At 67.7% G+C, this 13,137-nt stretch carries 12 protein-coding genes; 9 read left to right on the top strand and 3 right to left on the bottom strand.

What is annotated here, in order from left to right:
• Window positions 1-25 precede the first annotated feature (25 nt).
• Both qcrC and ctaE read right to left on the bottom strand, forming a co-directional pair.
• On the bottom strand, window positions 26-829 hold the full coding sequence (gene qcrC, locus AC3WS6_RS12680) for a cytochrome bc1 complex diheme cytochrome c subunit (protein ID WP_492501341.1): 804 nt from the start codon (window positions 827-829) through the stop codon (window positions 26-28).
• Window positions 830-849: 20 nt separating this feature from the next.
• Window positions 850-1,503 carry an aa3-type cytochrome oxidase subunit III gene (gene ctaE / locus AC3WS6_RS12675; protein WP_492501340.1) on the bottom strand — a complete coding sequence of 218 codons (654 nt, stop codon included), beginning with the start codon at window positions 1,501-1,503 and terminating at the stop codon, window positions 850-852.
• Between the two features lie 192 nt (window positions 1,504-1,695).
• On the opposite strand from ctaE, the gene trpD reads away from it, so the two are divergent.
• Together trpD and AC3WS6_RS12665 are read left to right on the top strand one after the other, a co-directional pair.
• Window positions 1,696-2,760, top strand: coding sequence for an anthranilate phosphoribosyltransferase (trpD, locus tag AC3WS6_RS12670; RefSeq protein ID WP_492501339.1), 1,065 nt, complete (start codon window positions 1,696-1,698; stop codon window positions 2,758-2,760).
• 8 nt (window positions 2,761-2,768) lie between these two features.
• Window positions 2,769-3,755 carry a PHP domain-containing protein gene (locus AC3WS6_RS12665; protein ID WP_492501338.1) on the top strand — a complete coding sequence of 329 codons (987 nt, stop codon included), beginning with the start codon at window positions 2,769-2,771 and terminating at the stop codon, window positions 3,753-3,755.
• 1 nt (window position 3,756) lies between these two features.
• Here AC3WS6_RS12665 and AC3WS6_RS12660 read toward each other — a convergent pair whose 3' ends face one another.
• Window positions 3,757-4,692, bottom strand: coding sequence for a 5'-3' exonuclease (locus tag AC3WS6_RS12660; RefSeq protein WP_492501337.1), 936 nt, complete (start codon window positions 4,690-4,692; stop codon window positions 3,757-3,759).
• A gap of 202 nt (window positions 4,693-4,894) precedes the next feature.
• Between AC3WS6_RS12660 and rpsA the strand changes: the two genes are divergently transcribed.
• From rpsA to AC3WS6_RS12625, 7 genes are all read left to right on the top strand, one after another.
• A complete protein-coding gene (gene rpsA / locus AC3WS6_RS12655) occupies window positions 4,895-6,349 on the top strand; it encodes a 30S ribosomal protein S1 (RefSeq protein WP_053096692.1) in 1,455 nt (484 codons plus the stop codon).
• A gap of 148 nt (window positions 6,350-6,497) precedes the next feature.
• The gene (locus tag AC3WS6_RS12650) at window positions 6,498-7,352 is read left to right on the top strand and encodes an ABC transporter ATP-binding protein (protein WP_492501336.1); all 855 of its coding nucleotides are present in this window, start codon (window positions 6,498-6,500) and stop codon (window positions 7,350-7,352) included.
• Entirely contained in the window at window positions 7,349-8,395 is a 1,047-nt protein-coding gene (locus tag AC3WS6_RS12645; RefSeq protein ID WP_492501335.1) for an aliphatic sulfonate ABC transporter substrate-binding protein, read from the top strand. Before AC3WS6_RS12650 ends, AC3WS6_RS12645 begins: the two co-directional genes overlap by 4 nt.
• Window positions 8,392-9,252: an ABC transporter permease gene (locus AC3WS6_RS12640; protein ID WP_492501334.1), complete on the top strand. Its 861-nt coding sequence runs from the start codon at window positions 8,392-8,394 to the stop codon at window positions 9,250-9,252. The genes AC3WS6_RS12645 and AC3WS6_RS12640 overlap by 4 nt, the downstream gene beginning before the upstream one ends.
• Complete coding sequence (gene acs / locus AC3WS6_RS12635; RefSeq protein WP_492501333.1) at window positions 9,243-11,252, top strand: acetate--CoA ligase; 2,010 nt, start codon at window positions 9,243-9,245, stop codon at window positions 11,250-11,252. Before AC3WS6_RS12640 ends, acs begins: the two co-directional genes overlap by 10 nt.
• A complete protein-coding gene (locus AC3WS6_RS12630; RefSeq protein ID WP_492501498.1) occupies window positions 11,252-12,556 on the top strand; it encodes an O-acetylhomoserine aminocarboxypropyltransferase/cysteine synthase family protein in 1,305 nt (434 codons plus the stop codon). The genes acs and AC3WS6_RS12630 overlap by 1 nt, the downstream gene beginning before the upstream one ends.
• Complete coding sequence (locus tag AC3WS6_RS12625) at window positions 12,553-13,137, top strand: CoA-binding protein (protein ID WP_492501332.1); 585 nt, start codon at window positions 12,553-12,555, stop codon at window positions 13,135-13,137. The genes AC3WS6_RS12630 and AC3WS6_RS12625 overlap by 4 nt, the downstream gene beginning before the upstream one ends.

Raw genomic sequence — 13,137 nt, 5'->3', positions numbered from 1 at the left:
TACGTTCCTCTTCGATGATTAAGCGTCAGTTGGACTTCGCCGTGATCCACACGGTGATGGCGACGAGCGCGCCGATTCCGAAGATCCAGACGAACAGGCCCTCGGACACAGGTCCGAGCGAACCGAGCGAGAATCCGCCGATCTGCACGGACTGCTGCTGGTAGAGCAGGGCCGAGATGATGTCGCGCTTGTCTTCATCCGACAGGTTCATGTCGCCGAAGACCGGCATGTTCTGGGGGCCGGTGACCATTGCTGCATACATGTGCAGTGCGCTGGTCTCGGTCAGGGCAGGTGCGTACTTGCCCTCGGTGAGCGCGCCGCCCGCCGCCGCGACGTTGTGGCACATCGCGCAGTTGACGCGGAACAGCTCGGCGCCGTTCGCCACGTCGCCTTCTCCGTCGAGGATGTGCGCGTCGGGGAAGGTCGGGCCGGGGGCAGACTGCTGCACGAACGAGGAGATCGCGAGGATCTGCTCCTCGGTGAACTGCGGCTCCTTCTGCGGCGCCTGCGGTCCCTGCATCTGCAGAGGCATGCGCCCCGTCGAGAGCTGGAACTCGGTGGCGAGCTCGCCCACGCCGTAAAGGCTGGGTCCGTTCGCCGTGCCCTGCAGATCGAGACCGTGGCAGGTCGCGCAGTTGGCCTGGAACAGCTTCTCGCCGTCTTCGACCGTGAGCGTGCTCTCCGCAGCTGTCGGGGTGTCGGTCGCGGCGAACGCGGCCGACGCACCGGCGTACACGGCGCCGGTGATCATGAGTCCTGCTCCGATGAGGGCCACCGCAGCCAGGGGGCTGCGACGACCGTGGGAACGGCGCTTCTTCTCTCGTGCCATCTCGGGGATCAGCTCCGCTCTTATTTCAGGAAGTAGATAACGACGAACAGCACGATCCAGACGACGTCGACGAAGTGCCAGTAGTAGGACACCACGATCGAGGAGGTCGCCTCCTTGTGCCGGAAATTCTTGACGGCGTACGCGCGTCCGATGACGAGCAGGAACGCGATGAGACCGCCGGTCACGTGCAGGGCGTGGAAGCCGGTGGTGATGTAGAACGCCGATGCGTAGGAGTCTGCGCTGATCGGCATGCCTTCAGCGACGAGCGTCGCGTACTCCCAGACCTGGCCCGCGACGAAGATCGAGCCGAGGGCGAAGGTGAGGAAGAACCACTCGACCATTCCCCAGCCGAACAGGCGACGACGCCCGGCACCGTTCTTCTGTCCCTTGGCGATGCGGTACGGCTGCAGGTCCTCAGCCGCGAACACGCCCATCTGGCAGGTGAACGAGGAGAGCACGAGGATCGCCGTGTTCACGAACGCGAACGGGACGTTCAGCAGTTCGGTGCGGTCGGCCCAGAGCTCGGGAGAAGTGCTTCGGAGCGTGAAGTAGATCGCGAAGAGTCCCGCGAAGAACATCACCTCGCTGCCGAGCCACACAATGGTGCCGACAGCTACCGGGTTGGGGCGCTTGATCGTTCTTGCCGCCGGGGCATACGTCGCTGAGGTCGTCACCCTTCCATTATGGCCGATCCTGGGGCGTGATTCTCGCACCGACGGTCCCCGAGTGCCCCCGTTTTGACTTAGGTAACCCTAAGAAAACGCTGCGAATCCTCGGTGAATCCGCGGGAAATGGGCGATGCGGCGGGCGTGGCCAACTGAGCGGAAGAGTCTGCACGTTTTCCCTGCGCCGATAGGATCGCACACATGGCTGATTCCCTGACCTGGTCCGACGTGCTCACCACTCTTCTGGAGCGTCGCGACCTCAGCGTCTGGGAGTCGACGTGGGCGATGCGTCGCATCATGCGAGGCGAGGTCACCGAAGCGCAGCTCGCGGGATTCCTGGTCGCCCTCCGCGCGAAGGGCGAGACCATCGACGAGATCGTCGGCTTCCGTGACGCGATCCTCGAAGCGGCCGTCCCGCTTCCCGTATCGCCGGACGTGCTCGACATCGTCGGCACCGGAGGGGATCGGGTCGGAACGGTCAACGTCTCCACGACCGCTGCGGTGATCATCGGCGCGACCGGAGTGCCGGTGGTCAAGCACGGGAACCGAGCGGCGAGCTCGTCGTCGGGCTCGTCCGATGTGCTGAGCGCGCTGGGTCTCGAGCTCACTCTCGACCCGGCATCCGTCGCATCGATCCTCGACCGGACCGGCATCACGTTCGCCTGGGCAGGAGCCTTCCACCCCGGTTTCAAGCATGCCGGCGCTGTGCGGGCGGAGCTCGGGGTGCCGACGGTCTTCAACATGCTCGGCCCGCTGTGCAACCCCGCCCGTGCTGAGGCCAACGCCGTCGGCGTCGCGCAGCTCGAGCGTGTGCCCCTGATCACAGGTGTGTTCCGCACCCGCGGGGCCACTGCGCTGGTCTTCCGCGGTGATGACGGTCTCGACGAACTCACGACCACGGGGCACAGTCGGATCTGGGAGGTCACGCGCGGTGACATCCATGAGCATGATCTCGACCCCCGCGACCTCGGCATCCCGGTCGCGGACCTGGCGGACCTCATCGGCGGGACGCCCGACCACAACGCCGCTGTTCTCAGGCGGACGCTCGCCGGCGAGAGCGGGGCCGTGCGCGACATCGTGCTCCTGAACGCCGCCGCGGGGATCGTCGCCTTCGAGCTGTCGCAGGACGCGACCCAGGTGCAGCGTCCGATCCTCGAGCGACTGCGCGAGGGATACGAGCGGGCCGCCGCGGCGGTGGACGACGGTCGGGCCCTCGCGAAGCTCGACGAGTGGATCGGTGTGAGCCGCGAACTGGCAGCCGTATAGGAGATGTGATGGATCCCGTCGCCGCCCTCCTCGAGATCGCCTCGCTGCTGGAGCGCGAGCGTGCCTCGCGCTATCGGGCGAAGGCCTTTCGACAGGCAGCGGCGACGCTGCAGCAGCTGCCGGAGGATGTGCGTGCCGACCCGACGAGGCTGCGTGCGGCGAAGGGGATCGGGGAGTCGACCTTCGGAGTCATCCGTCAGGCTCAGAACGGTGAGGTCCCCGACTACCTGGTCGAGCTGCGAGGCGACGTGGAGCCGGAGCGGACCTCAGTGCTCAGGGCGAAGCTGCGCGGTGATCTGCATGCCCACACGGAATGGTCTGATGGAACGACGCCCATCTCCGTGATGGCCGCTGCCGCTCGCACACTCGGCCATGAGTATCAGGCGATCACGGACCACTCGCCCCGCCTGCGGGTCGCGCGCGGTCTGTCGGCGGAGCGGCTGCGCGAGCAGATGCCCCTCGTGCGCGCCGAGTCGGGCGAGGGGTTCACCCTCCTGGCCGGCATCGAGGTCGACATCCTCGAAGACGGCGCCCTCGACCAGGAGGACGCGCTGCTCGACGAGCTCGACATCGTGGTCGCCTCGGTCCACTCGAAGCTGCGCATGGAGTCGCGTGCGATGACCGCGCGGATGCTCGTCGCGGTATCGAATCCGCGGGTCAATGTGCTCGGTCACTGCACGGGCCGACTCGTGCAGGGGGAGCGAGGAACTCGGCCGGAGTCGCAATTCGATGCCGCGAGGGTCTTCGCGGCGTGCGCGGAGAACGGCGTCGCGGTCGAGATCAACTCCCGTCCTGAACGCCAGGACCCTCCGGACGAGCTGATCGCGATCGCCTTGCAGGCGGGATGTCTGTTCTCCATCGACTCCGACGCGCATGCACCCGGCCAGCTCTCGCTGCTGGATCACGGAGCGGAGCGGGCCGAGCGCGCGGGTGTTCCGACCTCGAGGATCGTCACCACCTGGGGGCTCGACCGGCTGCTCGCCTGGGCGAGCTGAGTCAGTCGTCGATCGTTGCGATCGCGGCGATGGCCCGGGTCATCGAGCCGCCGAGGTTCCACCTCTCCGCGAGTGCGATCGCGGCATCCACCTCGGTCGGGTCCAACGGGCGCAGCGCCTCGGTCGGCGCAGTGATGTCGAGATCGGTCGCCACAGCCACGACCGTCGGCGCGACGTCGAGGTACGGCGACGCGGCGAGCACCTTGGCTCGGACGCCCGCGCTCATGCCCTCGCCCGCTTCCGCCGCCTCGCGGATGCCGACCAGGTCCCCGTGTGCCTGGAGAAGGGTGGCCGCGGTCTTCTCTCCGACGCCGGCCACGCCGGGCAATCCGTCCGAGGCATCACCGCGCATCGTCGCGAAATCGGCATACTGGCTCGGCAGCACCCCGTACTTGGCGACGACGACCGCATCGGTGACGATCTCGAGGTTGCTCATTCCGCGCGCCGTGTAGACGACCCGCACATTCCTCGCGTCGTCGACGAGCTGGAAGAGGTCGCGGTCGCCCGTGACGATGTCGACCGGCATCGCCGCGTGCGTCGCCAGGGTTCCGATCACGTCGTCGGCCTCGTGCTCGGCGACGCCGATGATCGGGATGCGCAGCGCGTCGAGGGTCTGGCGGATCAACGGGATCTGCGCCTCGAGCGGATCGGGCACCTCTTCGACATCCGGCCCCGCGGAGACGACCTCGACCACCCGATGCGACTTGTAGCTCGGGATCAGGTCGACCCGCCACTGCGGGCGCCAGTCGTCGTCCCAGCACGCGACCACATGCGTCGGCTCGTACAGCGTGACGAGCTTCGCGATGATGTCGAGGAGGCCGCGCGCCGCGTTGATGGGCGACCCGTCGGGTGCCGTCACCTTGTCCGGCACTCCGTAGAAGGCGCGGAAGTACAGGCTGGCGGTGTCGAGCAGGAGGAGCTTGTCGGCGCGAGTCATGGCGACAGTCTGACAGCGCGCGGCTCCGTGCGATATTCGATCTGTCGACGGGCGCGATATCTGATAGCCTGAACTGTCACTCGTGGCGTGCCTATGCATGCCCGGGCGACGAAACCAAAATCAATCGCTGTAGAGCTCGTGATCGGTCGTGCGCGGCCGGAGCCCTCAGCCCGAGTCTCCATTCACAAGGACAACCCACTACATGACTACCGCAACGACCGCCCCGGCCACCAAGCAGGTCGCCATCAACGACATCGGATCTGCTGAGGACTTCCTGGCCGCGGTCGAGAAGACCCTGAAGTTCTTCAACGACGGCGACATCATCGAAGGCACGATCGTCAAGATCGACCGCGACGAGGTCCTGCTCGATGTCGGATACAAGACCGAGGGTGTCATCCCCTCGCGCGAGCTCTCGATCAAGCACGACGTCGACCCCAACGAGGTCGTCAAGGTCGGCGACGAGGTCGAGGCCCTGGTTCTCCAGAAGGAGGACAAGGAAGGCCGTCTGATCCTCTCCAAGAAGCGTGCTCAGTACGAGCGTGCCTGGGGAGACGTCGAGAAGATCAAGGAGAACGACGGAGTCGTCACCGGTACGGTCATCGAGGTCGTCAAGGGTGGACTCATCGTCGACATCGGCCTCCGTGGCTTCCTGCCGGCTTCGCTCATCGAGCTGCGCCGCGTCCGCGACCTCACGCCGTACCTCGGCCAGGAGATCGAGGCCAAGATCCTCGAGCTCGACAAGAACCGCAACAACGTCGTGCTCAGCCGCCGTGCGCTGCTCGAGCAGACGCAGTCGGAGTCGCGCACCACGTTCCTGAACAACCTGCACAAGGGTCAGGTCCGCAAGGGTGTCGTGTCGTCGATCGTCAACTTCGGTGCGTTCGTCGACCTGGGCGGCGTGGACGGCCTCGTGCACGTCTCCGAGCTGTCCTGGAAGCACATCGAGCACGCCTCCGAGGTCGTCGAGGTGGGCCAGGAGGTCACCGTCGAGATCCTCGAGGTCGACCTCGACCGCGAGCGCGTCTCCCTGTCGCTGAAGGCGACGCAGGAGGACCCGTGGCAGGTCTTCGCCCGCACCCACGCGATCGGGCAGGTCACGCCGGGTAAGGTCACGAAGCTCGTTCCGTTCGGTGCGTTCGTCCGCGTCGCAGACGGCATCGAGGGCCTCGTCCACATCTCCGAGCTCTCCAGCAAGCACGTCGAGCTGGCCGAGCAGGTCGTGTCGGTCGGCGAAGAGGTCTTCGTCAAGGTCATCGACATCGACCTCGAGCGTCGCCGCATCTCGCTCTCGCTGAAGCAGGCGAACGAGGCCGTCGACGTCAACGGCACCGAGTTCGACCCGGCGCTCTACGGCATGCTCGCCGAGTACGACGAGGCCGGCGAGTACAAGTACCCGGAGGGCTTCGACCCCGAGACCGGTGCGTGGAAGGAAGGCTTCGACACCCAGCGCGAGGCATGGGAGCAGGAGTACGCTGCAGCCCAGGCTCGCTGGGAGGCCCACAAGGCTCAGGTTGCCAAGGCAGCCGAGGCCGAGGCGGCCGCTGGCGACGACTTCGGTGGCCAGGTCTTCTCGAGCGAGGCCGCAGGCGCGGGCACGCTCGCTGACGACGAGGCACTCGCGGCACTCCGCGAGAAGCTCTCGGGCGGCAACGCGTAAGCGTCACGCTTTCTGGAACGGGCCGTCATCCTTCGGGATGGCGGCCCGTTCTGCGTGTCCGCCGTCCATCGCGGAGCGCCACAGGTCTCCGTGACCGAACATTACGTCCGCATTCGTCACATGTCGGCGGGTTGGACAGCATGGGGATATGACCTCTCTGCTCTCCGAGCCCTCCACGGCGCGCGGCCCGGCGATCGCCGGCACCGCGCACCCCGTGCGCCTCGACGCGGTGGAGCGGAGCTTCCCGGTCGCTCGCGGGCGGCGCGATGTGCTCCGCGGGGTCGACCTCGACGTCGCCGCCGGCGAGATCGTCGCCATCGTCGGACCCTCCGGGTGCGGAAAGTCCACGCTCCTGCGCCTGGTCGGCGGACTGGATGCACCGACGGGCGGCAGCATCCTGCTCGATGCCTCCGACGTCGCCGACGTCGACGAGCGCACCGCGATCGCGTTCCAGGAGCCGCGGCTCCTTCCGTGGCGCACGATCGCACAGAACGTCGAGCTCGGGCTTCCGCGGGGCACCGCGCGGCGCGCAGGGCGTGAACGCGTGCGCGAGCTTCTCGAGCTGGTCGGACTTCCTCAGGCCGCAGACCAGCGTCCTCGTGAGGTGTCCGGCGGGATGGCGCAGCGCGCGTCTCTCGCTCGCGCGCTCGCCCGCAACCCCGGCGTCCTGCTCCTGGATGAGCCCTTCGGCGCCCTCGACGCACTGACACGCCTGCGGATGCATGATCTGCTCCTGAAGATCCACGCCGCCGAGCCCACGACCGTCCTCCTCGTCACACACGACGTCGAAGAGGCCCTCTACCTGGCCGATCGCGTGCTGCTGCTGCGTACGCTCGGCGGCGACGTCGACACGAACACGCCCTCTGTGGCCCGCACGATCACCGTTCCCGGCATCCGCCCCCGAGACCGCGCCGATCGCGGTCTCGCCGACCTCCGTGCCGAGCTCCTCGAAGGACTCGGCGTCGACACCCACCACAGCACCGCCACCGAGGAGACCCGATGAGCACCATCACCCGCCGAATCATCCCCGCGATCGCGATCGCCGGGACGATGATGCTCGTCGCATCCGGCTGCGTCGCCGGCGAGAACGCCACCCCCTCAGACGCGCCGAAGGACGATGCCGCCGCCGCCGGCGAGTGGTCTTCCGACACGCTGTCGATCGACTTCGCGACCTACAACCCGCTGAGCCTGGTGATCCGCGATCAGGGGATCCTCGAGGAGATCCTGGGCGACGACGTCGCGGTCGAGTGGGTGCAGTCCGCCGGATCCAACAAGGCGAACGAGTTGCTGCGCTCCGGGTCGATCGACGTCGGATCCACTGCGGGTTCCGCCGCGCTCCTCGCTCGCGCGAACGGCTCTCCGATTCAGGTCATCGACATCTTCTCCCAGCCCGAGTGGTCGGCGATCGTCGTCGGCCCTGACAGCGACATCACCTCGGTCGAGGATCTCGCGGGCAAGTCGGTCGCCGCGACGAAGGGCACTGACCCGTACTTCTTCCTGCTGCAGTCTCTCGAGGAGGCCGGTCTCTCGGTCGACGACGTCGAGGTGCAGAACCTCCAGCACGCGGACGGGCGCGCAGCGCTCGACGGGGGCTCGGTCGACGCGTGGGCGGGCCTCGACCCGATCATGGCCGCGGCCGAGGTGGAGTCGGGCGACCAGCTGATCTACCGCAACGTCGACTTCAACACCTATGGGTTCTTGAACGCCACCGAGGACTTCGTCGAGAACCATGCGGACCTCGCACAGGCGGTCGTCGACGCCTACGAGCAGGCTCGCGAGTGGGCGCTCGAGAACCCCGACGAGACCGTTGCGCTTCTGGCCGAGGTCGCAGGCATCGACAACGAGGTCGCGAAGACCGTCATCACCGAGCGCTCGAACCTCGATGTGAGCGGCATCCCCGGAGACGACCAGGTCGCGGTGCTCGAGAAGATCGCTCCCGTGCTCGTCGACTCCGGTGACGTGCAGGGCGGCGAGGACTCGGTCGACAAGGCGCTCGACTCGATCGTGAACGACACCTTCGCGAAGAAGGCGGTCGGGGGCGAGTGATCCTTCCCGACCAGCGCGTGGTGGTGCCGGCGGACGCACAGGAGGCGCTCGACGCGGCTCGTGGCGTCCGTCGGCATTCGGCGGTGGGCGCACGGCACGCGTGGGATCGTCCGGCGGTTCGCGTCGTCGGCGGGTTCGTGCTGCCGGCTCTCATCGTCATCGCCTGGCAGGTGGTGACGACCACGGGGATCGTGGCGCCCTACCTGCTGCCGTCTCCGCAATCCGTCGTCGCCGCCGGCGTGGAACTGGCCGAGCGGGGGCTCCTCTGGACACACATCGCGATCTCGGTGCAGCGCGTGCTGCTCGGCTTCGCGATCGGATCCGTGATCGGACTCGCGATCGCGGGGATCGTCGGGCTCTCGAAGATCGGCGATGTACTGCTCAGCCCCACGCTCTCGGCTGTCCGTGCCGTGCCGTCTCTGGCCTGGGTGCCGCTCCTGATCCTCTGGATGCAGATCGGCGAGGAGTCCAAGGTGACACTGATCGCCATCGGTGCGTTCTTCCCGGTCTACACGACCGTCGCCTCGGCGCTCCGACACGTCGACCCCCAGCTCGTCGAAGCAGGGCGCTCGTTCAGCCTCCGAGGTTGGTCGCTGTTCCGCACGGTCCAACTGCCCGCCGTCGTGCCGTCGGTGGTCGCAGGCCTGAGACTCGCGCTGGCGCAGGCCTGGCTGTTCCTGGTCGCCGCCGAGCTCATCGCGTCATCGATGGGACTGGGCTTCCTGCTCACGGACTCGCAGAACAGCGGACGCGTCGACAGGATCATCCTCTCGATCGTCCTGCTGGCTCTTCTCGGCACGATCACCAACGCTCTCCTCGTGCTGGTCGAGAAGTACCTGCTCCGACGGTGGGTGTGACCGTGACGGAAGCACGTCTGCACGAGACCCGCACGTACCCGGCGCCCGCGGGCTTCGCCGCGACGGCGAACGTGACCGCCGAAGCATACGCGCGCGCGGCATCGGATCCGACCCTCTTCTGGGAGCAGGCGGCCGAGCGGCTCGACTGGGCCGAGACCTGGCACACGGCTCACGAATGGGATCCGCCCGTGGGCGATGCAGTGCCTGCCGCACGATGGTTCGTCGGGGGACGGCTCAACGTCGCGTACAACTGCGTCGACCGTCACGTCGAGGCCGGCCGCGGTGACAAGGTCGCTCTGCACTTCGAGGGCGAGCCGGGCGACCGCATCGCCGTGACGTACTCCGACCTCCAGGAGAGGGTGTCACGCGCCGCCAACGCGCTCGTCGCCCTCGGCATCCGACCCGGCGACCGGGTCGTCGTCTACCTCCCGGTGCTGATCGAGACGGTCGTGATCACCCTCGCCTGCGCACGGATCGGAGCCGTGCACTCACTGGTGTTCGGCGGGTTCTCCGCCGAGGCGGTGCGCTTCCGGCTCGCCGACACCGGGGCGAAGCTGCTCGTGACGAGCGACGGCCAGTTCCGCCGCGGCACTGCCACCGAGGTGAAGTCCACGGCTGACATCGCGGGAGCGGACCTTCCTGACCTCGAGCACGTCCTCGTGCTCCGGCGCACCGGGCAGGATGTTCCCTGGACCGAGGGACGAGATGTCTGGTGGCACGACGTCGTCGACACCGCCTCCTCCCGGCATGAGCCCCAGGCGTTCGATGCCGAGCATCCGCTCTTCATCATCTACACGTCCGGCACCACGGGGAAGCCGAAGGGACTCGTCCACACCTCCGGCGGGTACCTCACGCATGCGAGCTGGGCGCACTGGGCGCATTTCGACGCGAAACCCGACGACGTGCACTGGTGCACGGCCGACCTCGCGTGGGTGACGGCTCACACGTACGAGATCTACGGTCCGCTGTCGAACGGCCTGACCCAGGTCATCTACGAGGGGACCCCGGATACGCCGAACCGCGAGCGGCACCTCGAGATCATCGAGCGCTACGGCGTGACGGTGTACTACACCGCGCCGACTCTCATCCGTACCTTCATGACGTGGTTCGGCGCAGACCTGCCCCGCGATCACGATCTGTCGACACTGCGCCTGCTCGGCACCGTCGGAGAGGCGATCAACCCCGAGGCCTGGATCTGGTTCCGCCGCAACTTCGGGCGGGACGAACTTCCGGTGGTCGACACCTGGTGGCAGTCCGAGACAGGCGCGGCGATGATCGCGCCTCTGCCCGGCGTGACGACGCTCAAGCCCGGATCTGCGTCGGTACCGCTGCCCGGGATCGACGCGACCGTGGTCGATGCGAACGGCGATGAGGTCGCGCCCGGAAGATCGGGAACCCTCGTGGTGCGGCGTCCGTGGCCGGGGATGGCGCGCACCGTGTGGGGGAACCCGCAGCGGTACCGCGACGCGTACTGGTCGGCGTACGCCGGGCACGGCGAACACGGCGGCTACTACGTCGCCGGCGACGGCGCGACGCGCGATGCCGACGGCTACATCTGGATCCTCGGACGCCTCGACGACGTGGTGAACGTGTCGGGCCACAGGCTCTCGACGATCGAGATCGAATCGGCGCTCGTGGCGCACGACACAGTGGGGGAGGCAGGCACGGCAGGTGTCGCCGACCCAGTCACCGGTCAGGCCGTCGTCGCCTTCGTCACAGCCTCCGGACGCTCAGACGTCTCGACCTCGGAGCTGCGGGGCCAGGTCGCCACGGCGATCGGACCCGTGGCCAAGCCGAAACACATCGTCGTGGTCCCCGATCTGCCGAAGACCCGCTCCGGCAAGATCATGCGGCGACTGCTCGCTCAGCTCTGGGAAGCCGAGCAGGACCGACGAGCAGGACGCGCACCCGCCGCACTCGGGGACACGACATCTCTGCAGAACCCGTGGGCCGTCGACGACATCGCCGCCGTGCTCGAGAACGCTGAACTGAGGACATGATGACGGAAGAACACCGCTTCGGATTTCGGACGAGGGCGCTCCATGCCGGAGGCACTCCGGATGCCGCGACGGGCGCCCGCGCCGTGCCGATCTACCAGACGACGTCGTTCGTGTTCGAGGATGCGACGGATGCCGGCAACCTGTTCGCGCTGCAGAAGTACGGCAACATCTACTCGCGTATCGGCAACCCCACCGTGGCTGCGCTCGAGGAACGTCTGGCCTCGCTCGAGGGCGGGATCGGCGCCGTCGCGACCGCCTCGGGCATGAGCGCCGAGTTCATCACGTTCGCCGCGCTCGTCGGAGCCGGCGACCACGTCGTCGCCTCGGCGCAGCTGTACGGCGGTACCGTGACCCAGCTGGACGTGACTTTGCGTCGATTCGGCGTCGAGACCACGTTCGTCGCCTCGACCGATCCGGCCGACTACGCGGCGGCGATCCGTCCGGAGACCAAGGTCGTCTACGTCGAGATGATCGGAAATCCTTCGGGCGAGATCGCCGATATCGAAGGCCTCTCCGAGGTCGCTCATGCCGCAGGCGTGCCGCTCGTCGTCGACGCGACACTCGCCACTCCGTACCTCGCGCGTCCGCTCGAGCACGGCGCCGACATCGTGATCCACTCGGTGACCAAGTTCCTCGGCGGTCACGGGACGACGCTCGGAGGCGTCGTGATCGAGAAGGGCACTTTCGACTGGGGCAACGGGAGGTTCCCCCAGATGACGGAGCCGGTCGAGTCGTACGGCGGGATCAAGTGGTGGGACAACTTCGGCGAGTACGGGTTCCTCACCAAGCTCCGCACGGAGCAGCTGCGCGACATCGGGCCCGCGCTGAGTCCGCAGTCCGCGTTCAACCTCCTGCAGGGGATCGAGACGCTTCCGCAGCGCATCGACGCACATCTCGCGAACGCGCGCATCGTGGCGGACTGGCTGGCCTCTGACCCGCGCGTGGAATACGTGACCTGGGCAGGGCTGGAGGGACATCCGCATCATGAGCGCGCCGCGAAGTACCTGCCGCTCGGACCCGGGTCGGTGTTCGCCTTCGGGGTCAAGGCCGACGACGGCCGCGCGGCGGGGGAGACGCTGATCGAGAACCTCCAGCTGGCCTCGCACCTCGCGAACATCGGTGACGCGCGCACGCTCGTCATCCACCCCGCATCCACCACTCATCGACAGCTCACAGAGACGCAGCTCGTAGCGGCGGGTGTCCGCCCGGACCTCATCCGCATCTCGGTGGGCCTCGAGGACGCGGACGACATCATCTGGGACCTCGACCAGGCACTCAGCACGGCGACGGGAGCGAACCGATGACCGACGCGAACATCGCGGGAACGGACGCCTGCGCTCTCCCCGCGCCTCAGGATGCGGCAGCGTGCGCGCTTCCCGGAGCGGCACCGCTGCATCCGGATCGCACGTGGGAGGGCCCGAGCCAGCAGCAGCGCTTCAGCATCCTCCGACGCGCGAAGTCCGTCGCGATCGTCGGCGCATCGAACAACCCCGCCCGCGCGTCGTACTTCGTCGCGACCTATCTGCTCTCGAGCACCGCGTACGACGTGTACCTCGTCAACCCGCGTGAATCGTCCATCCTCGGGCAGCCCGTCTACGCGTCGCTCGCCGACCTGCCCGTCGTGCCGGACATCGTCGACGTGTTCCGGCGGCACGAGGATCTTCCCGGCGTCGCGCAGGAGGCGATCGACATCGGCGCGCAGACGCTGTGGCTGCAGCTGGGATCATGGAACGAGGAGGCCGCCGCCCTCGCCGAGGACGCGGGACTCTCCGTGGTGATGGATCGCTGCATCAAGATCGAGCACGCTCGGTTCCACGGCGGACTGCACCTGGCAGGGTTCGACACGGGCGTGATCAGCTCGCGTCGGCAGCTGCTCGGGCGCTGA

It is taken from the genome of Microbacterium sp. EB106-03-03-XG65 (genome assembly GCF_058791955.1).
Note: the sequence above shows the minus strand (reverse complement) of the source record. Positions and strands in the feature narration are given on the sequence as shown.

Coding starts and splice junctions, on each gene's coding strand:
- qcrC (WP_492501341.1), bottom strand. CDS start 829: ATGGCACGAGAGAAGAAGCGCCGTTCCCACGGTCGTCGCAGCCCCCTG.
- trpD (WP_492501339.1), top strand. CDS start 1,696: ATGGCTGATTCCCTGACCTGGTCCGACGTGCTCACCACTCTTCTGGAG.
- AC3WS6_RS12665 (WP_492501338.1), top strand. CDS start 2,769: ATGGATCCCGTCGCCGCCCTCCTCGAGATCGCCTCGCTGCTGGAGCGC.
- AC3WS6_RS12660 (WP_492501337.1), bottom strand. CDS start 4,692: ATGACTCGCGCCGACAAGCTCCTCCTGCTCGACACCGCCAGCCTGTAC.
- rpsA (WP_053096692.1), top strand. CDS start 4,895: ATGACTACCGCAACGACCGCCCCGGCCACCAAGCAGGTCGCCATCAAC.
- AC3WS6_RS12650 (WP_492501336.1), top strand. CDS start 6,498: ATGACCTCTCTGCTCTCCGAGCCCTCCACGGCGCGCGGCCCGGCGATC.
- AC3WS6_RS12645 (WP_492501335.1), top strand. CDS start 7,349: ATGAGCACCATCACCCGCCGAATCATCCCCGCGATCGCGATCGCCGGG.
- AC3WS6_RS12630 (WP_492501498.1), top strand. CDS start 11,252: ATGACGGAAGAACACCGCTTCGGATTTCGGACGAGGGCGCTCCATGCC.
- AC3WS6_RS12625 (WP_492501332.1), top strand. CDS start 12,553: ATGACCGACGCGAACATCGCGGGAACGGACGCCTGCGCTCTCCCCGCG.